Genomic DNA, 12,140 nt, shown 5'->3' with positions numbered 1-12,140 from the left:
AGCTCACTTCCTGCTGTCCGAGAGTGTCGGCGCCTGCCCCAGAGTCCAGGCGCAAAGGACCGAGAGCAGCGCAACACCGACCGCCGCTACCGCAGCGGAAGCACTCATCCCCGAAACGAAAGAAGCCTTGGCGTCAACGATGAGATCTTTCGCCACCGGAGTGGCAATCGTCGACGCCGCCCACAAACTGTCCGCGAACGCTGCTGAAACATCTTGCGGCAGGTTCTTTGATATGCGGTCGAATATCGCCTCACGATAAACAAGCGTGGTCAGACTCCCGAACAAAGCAACACCGAGGGCTATGCCCAATTCCTGGACCGTTTCCGACATGGCCGAGGCCGAGCCGGCCTTTTCCGGCGGAGTTGCTCCCACGACCAGGTCGGTGCCCAGCGCCGCGATTGTACCCAGCCCTAGATAGACGAGCGCGTAACCGATCGTGACAGGAGTGAGACCGGGCATCCAGGGAAGCATTGCGAGGAGCAGGTAGCCGACTGCAGAAAGTGCCAATGATCCGGCCATCACGAAGGCTGGACGTATATTGCGTGCCAGAAGCGGCGCACCGATACCGGCCACGATCATCATGAAGGCGGGAGGTCCCATCCACAGGCCGGCGATGACCGGCGGTAGGTCGAGAACGAGTTGAAGATACTGGGTGACCAACAGCATGGCGCCTCCGACACCGACCAGCCCGAAGAGCAATATGCCGAGCGCGGCACTGAACGTGCCGTTGCGGAACAGCCGGACGTCGAGCAGCGGGCTCGACAAGATGCGCTGTCTCTTGACGAAGATCGCACCGCAGACGACACCGGTCATCAGGACCAGTATTGGAACAGGCGTGAGACCGGTCTTTGCACTTTCCTTGACGAAGTAAACCACCGGCAGGATCGCAGCCAGCGATAGCGCTACACTGAGCAAATCGAACCGGCCACTGACCGGCGCGCGATATTCCGGCAGAAGCCACGGTCCGGCGATCAGCACGATGGCGACGACCGGAAGCGCGACGAGGAAGGCGGATCCCCACCAAAAATGTGAGAGGAGGATTCCGCCGACGAGTGGTCCGAGGGCCATGCCGAGGGCGAACATCGTGGCCCACACTCCAATTGCCAGCGCACGCTGGCTCGGCTGAAGGAACATGTTGCTGATCAGCGCCAGCGTCGACGGCATGAGGGTTGCGCCAGCCACGCCAAGCACCGCCCGGGCGGCAATCAGTGTGTTTGCGGTGGGGGAGAACGCAGCCAGAACCGAAGCGGCGCCAAACGCAATGGCTCCGATCATCAGCAATCGCCTTCGGCCGATGCGGTCACCCAAGGTTCCCATTGTGATCAGGAACCCGGCGATCATGAAACCATAGGCGTCCATAATCCACAGGGCCTGCGTGCTGCTTGGCCGCAGGTCTTCGGCCAGCGCGGGCAAGGCCAGATAGAGCAGCGTCATGTCAAGCCCGAGAAGCGCGGTCGGCAGCGCGAGCACCGCTAAACCGGCCCATTCGATCGGTCCGGCCTTCTTTCGGCTGGCTGTCGTTTCGCTCATCGTGAATGGCTGCGAAACACCGGTATGATGTTGGTCGGTTTCGAAAGTCATGCTGCCTCCTGTGCGATTGGCGGCAGATATCCAATGATCTATAAGATGTTACAATTTAGCACTTTATGCTGTTACTAAAGGTAATAGACGATGCCGCCCCGATCCCTTGAGCGCACCAGGCTGGACCTCGCCGAATTTCTGCGCCGACACAGAGAGAGACTGCGACCAGCCGACGTCGGCCTGCCGAGCGGCGGACGGCGACGGACCCCCGGTTTGCGCCGGGAGGAAGTGGCTGCGCTCGCCGGGGTCGGCCTCACCTGGTACACGTGGCTGGAACAGGGTCGGGAGATTGGCGTTTCGGAGGATTTCCTTCTGAGACTCGCGAAGGTTCTGAAGCTCGACGATGCGGAATGCTGTCATCTTTTTGTCCTCGCGCATCGCCGCCCGCCACCTGCTGAGGCCTATCAATGGGACGCTGTCTCTCCTCTCGTGCAAAAGCTTATGGACGAGATCGAGAACCGGCCAGCCTATGCCTTGAATCTACGGTGGGACATCATTGCCTGGAACACAGCCGCCGACAGGCTATTCAGCTTCTCGGAGAAAGGCGCCTCGGATCGGAGCCTGCTTCGCATGGTTTTCTCCGATCCGGAGTTGCGTCGCCGCCTGCCCGCGTGGCGAGACGAAGCGCCAGGATTTGTCGAGGCGCTCCGGCACGACCTGGCTCTCGTTCCCGAAGATCCCATTATGCTCCAACTTATTGAAGAACTGGAGAAGCTTTCGCCAGATTTCCGAGGCTGGTGGCGCCAAAGGCAAGATAACCGGCCGGTTCGTGGGCCGACCACCATTGCGGACGAGACAAGCGTCCGACAGTTCGATCAAGAGATCATGACCATCGACGAACACCGTCACCTGCGAATGGTTGTGCTGTTCGAAACCATCGGAGCAGACACATAGATGCGAATGTACCGAAGGGATTTGCCCAGCATCTCGAGGGAAGTAGCAATCCTGTGCCTGTTGAGAAGAGTTGGTCCCCATTGAAAGCGTATAGGTTAGCGACAACCTCCTGCCGTCAGACGCCACCCATCAGCAGATGCTGCATGTCATCCAAGGATCTGGTGAAATCGACAAAGGCGCGCAATGGTGAAGGCATGCGGCGACGGCTTGGGTAGTAGAGAAACAGTCCCGGATAGGATGGGCACCAGTCATCCAGCACGCGCACGACGCGTCCGTCGTTCAGAAGTGGCCTTGCCAGGCTTTCCAGTACATTGGCTATACCGAGCCCCTCAGACGCTGCGCGCAGACTGGTCCGCTGGCTGTCCAACGTCAGCGGCCCCTGGACATCGATCTCGATCTCCTTTTCGCCTTTCGCGAACTCCCAAGCATAGAGTTCACCTCCGGGGAACCGGTAGCCGATGCAGGCGTGTCCCGCGAGATCTTCCGGGATCTTCGGTTCCGGGTTCTTCAAGAAGTATTCCGGCGAGGCCACAATCGCGTCGCGCTGCTGCGGACCAAGTTTCATGGCGATCATGTCCTGTTGCAGCCGTTCGCCGAACCGAATGCCTGCGTCGTATCCTTCGGCGACAATGTCGACCAAACCGTCATTGGCGGATATTTCCAGGTGGATGTCGGGGTATGCCTGAAGGAATGGCTTCATGATCGGAGCGAGGATCACGTCGACCGCCAGATGGGGCGCATTCAGCCGCAGCGTGCCTGCCGGCTGATCACGAAAGTCATTCACCGCGTCGAGCGCGCCTTCGAGACTTTCGAATGCGGAATGCAACTGCTTGAGCAGCCTCTGCCCCGCGGAGGTCGGCGCAACGCTGCGTGTCGTCCTGTTGAGAAGGCGGACACCGAGCCGGTCCTCAAGGGTGCGGATCCGATGACTGATTGCTGACGGTGTGATGGCCAGATCGACGGCCGCCTTGCGAAAACTGCGCCGCTTGGCCACTGCGACGAAAGCCATCAGATCAGAGACTTCGGTCGGCTTCATTAATGAAACTCATTCATCATATCATCCAATATTATATGGATAGAAGAAAAATTCGCCAACTGCCACGTTCTGGATCGACGCCTGCGGAGCGGAGGACGGCCGATGTCGGCACACCCTTCCGCGGCGAAGACACGTAGCAACCGGCCGGAGGTGAATGGACCATAAAATATAGAGCACCCGGCAAAGACGGGGCGGAACCGCCGATGCCTCGTTCGTCTCGGGTCATGGGCTGCTCGCCGACGGCGGCTACAGCATCGCTTGATACGACAGGCTTACCAAATCCCAACCCCATCAAAGAGAATAAGTTCATGCATAATCTTCGTCTATTCGCCACTGGCATCGCACTCGCCCTGTCTGCGGCAATCCATCCAGCCCAAGCCCAGATCGCCATTGAACCAACCAACGAAAACGGCGAGGTCGTTCTGATCGTCGATTTCGAGGTGAAAGAAGGTTCGGAAACGGAGTTCGAGGAATATTTCCGGCGCTCTGTCACATGCTCTCGGTCGGAGCCGGGCAATGTGGCCTTCAATATCCACAAAGTCGTCGACCAGCAAAACGACTACGTCCTTTACGAAATCTGGCGGGATACCGAGGCGCTCGAGCGCCATTTCGAGCAACCCTACACCAAGGCGCTCTTTGAGATGTTCGACAGGACGCTCGTGCGCCCTGTGACCGAAGGCGGTCTCCGCTTCATCTCGGATCTCGATCCCGCACCAAGGGAACAGGTAGCGGCAAAGTCTCAAGACAACATGCCCGCCGACTGCGGCTGAGTGGCGCCCGCCGGCGCTACGCGCGGCGAAACACCACCTGAATGGAATGGAGTATCAAATGTCAGAGCAGGTAACACTCATTGCGCATATCAAGGCCAAGGCAGGGCAAGAGGAAGAGTTAGGCCGGCGTCTTACCGCACTGGTCGAGCCGACCCGCACGGAGCCGGGTTGCATCAACTACGATCTTCACCGGCTGAATGACGATGGATCGGTCTGGATGCTCTATGAGAACTGGGTTTCGAAGGCTGCGCTCGATGCCCATTTCAAGATGCCGTATCTGGAGAACTTCATTGCCCGCAAGGACGAGGTCCTGTCCGAGAACATGGACATAAAACTGTACTCCATGGCATCCGTGCCGGCCCCTTCATGAGCCTGCGGTAACATTCGCTCTCGCGGATGGCTGCATGTGTTATGCCATGTTTTCCACGATGGCCGAAATCGGGGCAGAAACTCGCGCCCCTGGCCCGGCAGCTCGGGCAACTTTGCTTTCGCGATCACAGCTGGAAGTGCTTGCCGGTCCCCGATGGACAGCGGGAGTTGTTCTTGCCGTGTACGAACAGAACCGGATTGGCAATGTCATGGTCATTTTAGCGGCAGGAAGCAATGATCATCTCGCTTGCCAGACATCGTTCATCGTCTGCCGCGTACCGTGGGCGCAACCTAGAAACGAGAGAAAATTGTGAGACAGTTCAAGTCGTCTCGCCAAGATCGGAACATTCTGGCAAGCCTAGATCAGATGAGTGCCGTTTTTAGAGCGGTTCGCCGTTTCAGGGAAAACCGCTCTATTTTACCCGTCTGCTTATCCGCAATTATGCAAAAAACATCGGAATTCGACTGACTTCAGAACCCTCTAGAATACCAAAGAACGCATATACGCAGCGAATTTCTCCAGCCCATCAATATTGCGCGGACCACTTATCCCTTCATTGAAGTTCAGGATAAAGAACCTGTCATTGAGAATGGCAGGCAGTGTTGCGAGCATCGGGTTCGATTTCAGGAAAGCAATCTTCTCCTCGGCGGGTTTGTCGCCGTAATCGAGAATGACGATCACTTCTGGCTCCGCCTGGACCACAGACTCCCAACTGACACGCGTCCAGCGCGCCTCTACCTCATCGAAGATATTGCGCCCCCCGGCCCGGCTGATGATCTCGTTCGGTGGCACCTGATTTGCTGCAGTGAAAGGTTGGTCCTCACCTGAATCATAAAGAAAAACCGGAACAGGCTCGCGGTCGGGAATCTGTTCTTGCACGGCGTCAACCCGTCTGCGCATGTCGGAAACCACCTCCGCAGCACGATCCTCAACATCAAAGATTTTCCCTAGCCGTAGCATATCGGTGAACAGCGCCTCGAAAGGTTCGACGTGCTCCGGGTAGTTGGGGTAGTTGAAACAAGACTCGGTATGCATGAAGCTCATGATCCCGAGCCTATCGAGGATTTCAGGCGTAATGCCTCGCTGGTCGGCGAAACCCGAATTCCAGCCGGCGACAACGAAATCGGCATTGGCATCGACAACGAGCTCACGATTGAGCAAATCGTCACCGAGAAATTCGACTTTCTTGTATTCCTCCGCCCATGGCGACTCGGACACCGGCGGATTGGCAGGCGGCATGACGTAGCCAAGCACATGGTCCGTCAAGCCGAGTACAAAAAGCTTGTCCGCGCTTCCTCCTTCATAGGCCACAGTGCGCTGGGGAATGGTATATTCCACATCCTCTCCGCAGCGTTTGACGCTTACGGAACGGGCTTCAGCCTCGGAATCTTCAACCTCCGCACCACAGCCGGCAACAATCAGGCACATGGCGGAAAGCGGCACAAGTAGCCGTACAAGAGAAATGGCAGCCGTCATTGAGTATGCTCCTGAGATTGCTGCGTTGGGAGAGTGTAAAAAAGTTGCGGTTGGCCGCTCAGTGGATGATCCACGATGCTGACGTCGATGCCAAAGACTTCGCGGATCATCGGAGCAGTCAAAATCTCACGGGGCGTGCCGGCGCAGTGGAGAGCACCGTCAGAAAGCACGCCGATCCAGTCACAGCTTGCCGCCGCAAGATTGAGGTCATGCAGGACAACGAGAACCGTCAAGCCGGAGCGTCGCAGAAGGGAAAGCAATTCGATCTGATGTCGCATATCGAGATGATTGGTCGGCTCGTCCAGAACCAGAACCTTCGGTTCCTGAACAAGCGCGCGCGCGATCATAACGCGTTGGCGTTCGCCTCCCGAAAGGCTCAGCATGCCGCGCCCGGCGAGATGGAGGACATCCATCTGCTCCATCGCCTCAAGGCACAGGCGCTCTTCGCGTTGCGAAAGCCTTTCGTTGCCACGCAGATGAGGTGCCCGACCGAGGGCAACGATCTCGGCGACGGTGAAATCGAGGTCGGAAGTGGCTTCCTGTGTGAGCGCCGCAAGCGACTGCGCATTGGCGCGCAAAGAGAGAGAGCGCATATTCTGGCCATCGATCCAGACGGCACCCCGGCTGGGGCGCAGTGACCGATAGATGCACCTCAGGGCCGTCGACTTTCCAGAGCCGTTCGGACCGACAAGACCCACGATCTGCCCGCGGGGCACGTCCAGACTCAACGAGTCGACGAGGAGCTTTCCATTGATGTCGACCGAGACACCGTCGAGCCTGAGGTCCATGCTCAATGGCCCCCGAAGGCATAGTTGTTCCGGCGCATGAGTGCGATGAAGACCGGAACTCCAACCAGGGCTGTAATAACGCCGAGGGGCAACTCCCGGGGCGCTACCAGTGTACGGGAAACCAGGTCAACCAGAACCATGAAGATGCCGCCGACGAATGGCGCGATCAGCAGAACGCGAGCATGGCTTGCCCCTGTGAGAATGCGCACAATGTGAGGCACGACCAAGCCGACAAAGCCGACGGCGCCGCTGACCGCAACCATGGCCCCGGTCATCAACGCCGTCAGAACGAACAGCCAGCGGCGCAGGCTATTGGCGTCGAAACCAAGGCTTGCGGCGGCCTCATCCCCGAACGTCATGATATCGAGCGCGCGGCTGGTGCGGTGAAGAGTGACAATTCCAATCAACACGATCAATGCGGAGATTGGCAAACTGCCCCACGTTGCGGCGCCGAAACTTCCCATGGTCCAGAACAGGACGGCGCTGGTCGCTTCGCTTGTGGGAACATAATATATCACGAGGCTCATTGCCGCCTGAAAGCCAAGGCTCAAGGCAACACCCGTCAAGACCAGCCGCAAGGGCGTTACGCCCGTGCGCCCATAGGCGACGCCATAAACCAGGATCGTGGCAACCAGAGCACCGACGAATGCTCCACCAGATACTGCATAGATCCCTAAAAACCCGAGAGTTCCAAATGTGTTGACCAGGACCGCACCCACGGATGCGCCCGAGGAAACACCGAGAATGAACGGATCTGCCAGTGCATTCCGCACCAAAGCCTGAATCGCAACGCCGACCACGCTTAGCCCCGCTCCCACCACGGCCGCCAAAAGGACGCGAGGTGTGCGGATCTGCCAGATGATCTGATAGCGTGTAATCTCGTCTGCAGATATCTGACCACCAGTCAATGCTGCCCAGATATAGCGCACAGTGTCCTGAGGATAGATCACCGCCGAGCCCAGACCGATGGCAACCAGGATCGACGCCATCAAAAACAAGGCGAGGACCACCGCGCCTATGTTCATGTTCACTCTTTTGCTGATTGGGAACACTCGGGACTGGCGGTCATCAACGTTTGTGGCCGGCGGTGATATCGACGTCGTCATAGAAGCGCTGGGATGTTGGGACCGGGAACAAGGACGAATGAAAACAGCAGTGCGTCTTGTTGCATTTCTTAATGAAATAACATAACAGACGTTATGTAGTTACTAAGCGCTTGGTACCTCGTCAAGACGTAAACTGATCAGAGGCTCCAAGCAGCGGATTCAATGTAATGAAGGACCCCGGCAAGTTCGCGTGATTTTGTGCACCTTCCGCCACCGCAGGTTCGGGCGTTTTTGTTGTTAACGTTCGTGCATCCGGAGGAAATTGCTTTCTTGGGGAGATAAGGACTCCTTTCTCGCTCGTCCATCGACCTGGATGAAACTCCCAGAGGCCGGCTGCTCTCGACTTGAGTGTGTGTGGAACATTGACGGAGAAACGAGATGAACAAAACTATTGTCAGTCGTTGAGAAATATCTCTACAAGAGAGATGTCGGTTTCCGTAAGGAATGAAAAGGGAATTCGCCGCCGGCCTGTCCGGCGAAACGAAACTGCCCCCGCAACTGTAGGCGATGAGCGTGAAGCCAAATGCCACTGTGGTTTTCGAGCCATGGGAAGGCGCCACACGCCACGATCCGTCAGTCAGGAGACCTGCCGACACCGGGTCGCCCAATGTTCGTTCGAACACGCGAAGGACGATCCCGGCCTGTTGATGGAGCATCGGGAGAACCGGAATTCACTTTTCCGGCCGCTGCTCTGACGAAACGCAAACCGGGCGGGGTGTCCGGAGAGGTGTCGAATGCAGTCTTGTCAGCCTTCTCATAAGGCGTTGGCGACAGCCAGAACGTATGCGCGTCCCGTCGGGGACCGCTCGACGTTCAACCATAAACTCGGCAATCTTTCCCGTGTCTCCGTCTTAACCGCATTCCGGAGACATTCATGCTTTTCCGCGTCCTATCCGCCGCAGCCGTCGGCGCTGTCTGCCTTGCCGGTTCCGCGCATGCGGAAACTACCTATCCACTGAACCTCACCAATTGCGGTGTTGACCTCACATTCGAAAAAGCGCCCGAAAGCGCGGTCACCGTGGGACAGGCGGCCACGGAAGTTCTCTACTCGCTCGGTCTTGGCGACAAGGTTTCCGGCACATCCGTCTGGTTTACGGATGTGCTGCCGCAATACAAAGACGTGAATGCAAAGGTCGAGCGACTGGCGGATGACGATCCCAGCTTTGAAAGCGTGGTCGGCAAACGACCGGAACTCGTCGCCGCCCAGTATGAGTGGCATATCGGTCCGCAGGGCATCGTCGCAACGCGTGAACAGTTCGCCGATGTCGGCATCAAGACCTATATCCTGCCTGCCGATTGCTGGCAAAAAGACAATTCGATCGGATCGGACGGCACACGCAGTGCCATGTTCGAGATGGAAGGTATCTATGCGGGGGTACACGAGCTTTCCCGTATATTCGATGTGGCCGATCGAGGCGATGCGCTGATCGCCAATCTCAAAGCGCGTCAGAAAGCGGCGGTCGAGAAAGCGAACGCGCTCGATCTCGACGGCGCAACGGCGGTGTTCTGGTTCTCTTCAGCGGAGATGGATGCCGATCCCTATGTTGCCGGGCGCAAGGGTCCACCCGCATTCATGATGGAACAGCTTGGCCTTGGAAATGTCGTGGAAAGCGACGAGGAATGGCCGACCGTGAGCTGGGAGAGCATCGCGCGCGCGAACCCGTCCATCATCGTTCTGGCCCGGATGGAACGCCGCCGCATGCCGGCCGACGATGTGGAGAAGAAGCTGGAGTTCCTCAAGACCGATCCGGTCGTGAGCCAGATGGATGCCGTGAAGAACGGCCGGATCGTGATCCTCGACGCCCACTCGATGGACCCTTCGATCCGCAATGTTGATGCGCTCGAAACCCTGGTCGAGGCGCTTCCCGCGTTCGATCTCAAATGAGTGTGGCAATGGCCGCAGGCTCTTCCCTGCGGCCTTTCGCTTTATGGGGTTTGCCCGGTTGCTGTCTGCTCGTGGCCGCGGTGCTTGCCGGCGTTGTCGTCGGCGAGCTTCCGCTGCCCGTCGACACCGTGATGGCGGTGATTGGCAACAATCTGTGGAACGCCGGGCATGCGGTGGACCCGATCGATGGCGGAATCATCTGGAATTACAGACTGCCGCGCACGCTTATCGCAGCCGCTTGCGGCGCGGGCCTTGCCCTTTCGGGCGTGGTTCTGCAATCGATCGTGCGCAACGCGCTTGCCGACCCCTATCTTCTCGGCGTGTCCGCCGGTGCGTCGACCGGCGCCGTAGCCGTTACCATACTCGGTGTGGGTGGCGGTCTGCTCGGCATATCGGCAGGTGCCTTCGTCGGCGCCTCGCTGGCCTTTGTGCTCGTGGCAATTCTGGCACACGCATCGGGAGGCGGGTCTGCACAGCTTGTTCTGGCAGGCATCGCCGGATCGCAGCTCTTCAATGCTCTCACCTCTTTCATCATCGCGAAATCGGCAAGCGCCGAACAGGCGCGCGGCATCATGTTCTGGCTGCTTGGCAATCTCTCCGGGGCGCGGTGGGACGACATTGGCCTGGCCGTGCCGGTGGTGGCCGTGGGGTTTGTCATATGCCTGTGGTGTGTGCGCGCGATGGACGCCTTTTCATTCGGCGTGTCGTCGGCTGCATCGCTTGGCGTTGCCGTCCGGAAGGTTCAGATCGTGCTCATTGGCGCGGCAACCCTGATGACCGCAAGCATGGTGAGCCTCGTTGGCTCAATCAGCTTTGTCGGCCTCGTCATTCCGCATGCAATGCGCTTTCTCGTCGGCCCGCGCCACGCGAGGCTGGTTCCCGCATCCGCTCTGGCCGGAGCCATTTTCATGATCGCGGCGGATGTCGCCTCCCGCATTCTGATCCCCGGCCAGGTGGTGCCCATCGGGGTCGTCACCGCACTTGTCGGCGCACCGGGCTTCGCGCTCATTCTCCTGCAAAAACGGAGGCAATTGTGAGAGTTGTTGCAAACGATCTGGGATGGTCCGCCGGGACGAAATCCATCGTGAACGGCGTCTCCATGGAGATCAACGCGGGGGAAACCTTTGGCCTTATCGGCCCCAACGGCTCAGGCAAATCGACGTTGCTCAAGCTGATTGCCGGACTTTTGCCACGCGCCAGAGGCTCGGTCCTGCTCGATGGGAAGCCGGCACACGAACTTTCAAGGCGAGAGATCGCCCGCCGCATGGCTTTCGTCGAACAGCATGCGGAAACTTCGGAGGCGCTCACCGTGCGCGACGTGGTTGAACTGGGCCGCACGCCTTGGCTTTCCTCGCTCGCGCCCTTCGGACAGGAAGATAGGTCCATCGTGCAGAACGCCCTGCACACGGTCGGCATGAACAGCATGGCGGAAAACCGCTGGGACACGCTTTCGGGCGGCGAGCGACAGCGCGTTCAGATCGCCCGCGCGCTTGCGCAACGCCCACGGCTTCTGCTTCTCGATGAGCCTACCAATCATCTCGACATTCATCATCAGCTCGCGCTCCTGCGCCTCATCGGCCACCTGCCCGTGACGGTGATCGTTGCCGTGCACGACCTGAACCAGGCCATGGGCTGCGACCGGCTGGCGATCATGGAACGCGGGGAGATGGTTGCCTGCGGCCCTCCCGGAGAGGTTTTGACACCGGAGCGGCTCGCTTCGGTTTTTCGCGTCAACGCCACGCCGCTGCGCGACCCCGCCGACAACGCGACCGTTTTTCGCTTTCACCATATGGAGATTTCAGCCTCGTGAGAATTCATGCCTTCCTGTTCATAACCGTCATCATGTTTGCTCCCACCGCTTATGCGGAGACCCATGAAGTGAAGATGTACACGCGAAGCGAAAACGGGACGATGATCTATGAGCCCGAATTTCTCGCCATCGCGCCCGGCGACAGCGTGCGCTTCCTGCCCGAACAGCCAACGCACAACGCAGCCACCATTGAAGGCATGACGCCCGAAAGCGCGGAGCCGTTTCGCAGCAAGATCAACGAGGATTTCACCGTAACCCTCTCGGAGCCGGGCATCTACGGCATCAAGTGTTCGCCTCACTTCTCCATGGGCATGGTGATGCTGATACGAGTGGGAGAGACTGTAGGGCCAGTCCTGCCGGAAAGCCTGCCGAAACGCGCCCGCGAACGGTTTGAAAAAATCATTCGGGAGAATGCGCCGTGAGC

Annotated in this window: 12 protein-coding genes and 1 riboswitch; of the genes, 7 read left to right on the top strand and 5 right to left on the bottom strand. The window is 58.6% G+C overall.

Going from position 1 to position 12,140, the window contains the following annotated elements:
• Positions 1 to 3 precede the first annotated feature (3 nt).
• The gene (locus QZ638_RS04060; protein WP_295807202.1) at positions 4 to 1,581 is read right to left on the bottom strand and encodes an MFS transporter; all 1,578 of its coding nucleotides are present in this window, start codon (positions 1,579 to 1,581) and stop codon (positions 4 to 6) included.
• Between the two features lie 90 nt (positions 1,582 to 1,671).
• Here QZ638_RS04060 and QZ638_RS04055 point away from each other — a divergent pair, with 90 nt between their 5' ends.
• Positions 1,672 to 2,475, top strand: a complete 804-nt coding sequence (locus QZ638_RS04055) for a helix-turn-helix transcriptional regulator (RefSeq protein WP_295807200.1) — start codon at positions 1,672 to 1,674, stop codon at positions 2,473 to 2,475.
• A gap of 115 nt (positions 2,476 to 2,590) precedes the next feature.
• Here QZ638_RS04055 and QZ638_RS04050 read toward each other — a convergent pair whose 3' ends face one another.
• Positions 2,591 to 3,511, bottom strand: coding sequence for a LysR family transcriptional regulator (locus QZ638_RS04050; protein WP_295807197.1), 921 nt, complete (start codon positions 3,509 to 3,511; stop codon positions 2,591 to 2,593).
• 203 nt (positions 3,512 to 3,714) lie between these two features.
• Between QZ638_RS04050 and QZ638_RS04045 the strand changes: the two genes are divergently transcribed.
• Together QZ638_RS04045 and QZ638_RS04040 are read left to right on the top strand one after the other, a co-directional pair.
• Complete coding sequence (locus tag QZ638_RS04045; protein WP_295807194.1) at positions 3,715 to 4,281, top strand: antibiotic biosynthesis monooxygenase family protein; 567 nt, start codon at positions 3,715 to 3,717, stop codon at positions 4,279 to 4,281.
• 58 nt (positions 4,282 to 4,339) lie between these two features.
• Positions 4,340 to 4,651, top strand: coding sequence for a putative quinol monooxygenase (locus QZ638_RS04040; protein WP_295807191.1), 312 nt, complete (start codon positions 4,340 to 4,342; stop codon positions 4,649 to 4,651).
• 480 nt (positions 4,652 to 5,131) lie between these two features.
• On the opposite strand, the gene QZ638_RS04035 is transcribed toward QZ638_RS04040, so the two are convergent.
• The 3 genes from QZ638_RS04035 to QZ638_RS04025 are packed head-to-tail and all read right to left on the bottom strand — an operon-like array spanning position 5,132 to position 7,940.
• On the bottom strand, positions 5,132 to 6,127 hold the full coding sequence (locus QZ638_RS04035) for an ABC transporter substrate-binding protein (RefSeq protein WP_295807188.1): 996 nt from the start codon (positions 6,125 to 6,127) through the stop codon (positions 5,132 to 5,134).
• Positions 6,124 to 6,915 carry an ABC transporter ATP-binding protein gene (locus tag QZ638_RS04030; RefSeq protein WP_295807186.1) on the bottom strand — a complete coding sequence of 264 codons (792 nt, stop codon included), beginning with the start codon at positions 6,913 to 6,915 and terminating at the stop codon, positions 6,124 to 6,126. The genes QZ638_RS04035 and QZ638_RS04030 overlap by 4 nt, the downstream gene beginning before the upstream one ends.
• A gap of 2 nt (positions 6,916 to 6,917) precedes the next feature.
• A complete protein-coding gene (locus tag QZ638_RS04025) occupies positions 6,918 to 7,940 on the bottom strand; it encodes an iron ABC transporter permease (protein WP_295807182.1) in 1,023 nt (340 codons plus the stop codon).
• A gap of 493 nt (positions 7,941 to 8,433) precedes the next feature.
• A riboswitch (cobalamin riboswitch) is annotated at positions 8,434 to 8,630 on the top strand.
• A gap of 265 nt (positions 8,631 to 8,895) precedes the next feature.
• Here QZ638_RS04025 and QZ638_RS04020 point away from each other — a divergent pair.
• From QZ638_RS04020 to QZ638_RS04005, 4 genes are read left to right on the top strand one after another with little or no spacing between them, the layout of a single operon-like run.
• A complete protein-coding gene (locus QZ638_RS04020) occupies positions 8,896 to 9,906 on the top strand; it encodes an ABC transporter substrate-binding protein (protein ID WP_295807180.1) in 1,011 nt (336 codons plus the stop codon).
• 8 nt (positions 9,907 to 9,914) lie between these two features.
• On the top strand, positions 9,915 to 10,943 hold the full coding sequence (locus QZ638_RS04015; protein ID WP_295807173.1) for an iron ABC transporter permease: 1,029 nt from the start codon (positions 9,915 to 9,917) through the stop codon (positions 10,941 to 10,943).
• A complete protein-coding gene (locus QZ638_RS04010; protein ID WP_295807171.1) occupies positions 10,940 to 11,716 on the top strand; it encodes an ABC transporter ATP-binding protein in 777 nt (258 codons plus the stop codon). The genes QZ638_RS04015 and QZ638_RS04010 overlap by 4 nt, the downstream gene beginning before the upstream one ends.
• Positions 11,713 to 12,138 carry a pseudoazurin gene (locus QZ638_RS04005; protein ID WP_295807169.1) on the top strand — a complete coding sequence of 142 codons (426 nt, stop codon included), beginning with the start codon at positions 11,713 to 11,715 and terminating at the stop codon, positions 12,136 to 12,138. Before QZ638_RS04010 ends, QZ638_RS04005 begins: the two co-directional genes overlap by 4 nt.
• Positions 12,139 to 12,140 lie beyond the last annotated feature (2 nt).

Origin of the sequence: uncultured Nitratireductor sp. (assembly GCF_913053745.1) — a bacterium.
Lineage (GTDB): Bacteria > Pseudomonadota > Alphaproteobacteria > Rhizobiales > Rhizobiaceae > Nitratireductor.
Note: the sequence above shows the minus strand (reverse complement) of the source record. Positions and strands in the feature narration are given on the sequence as shown.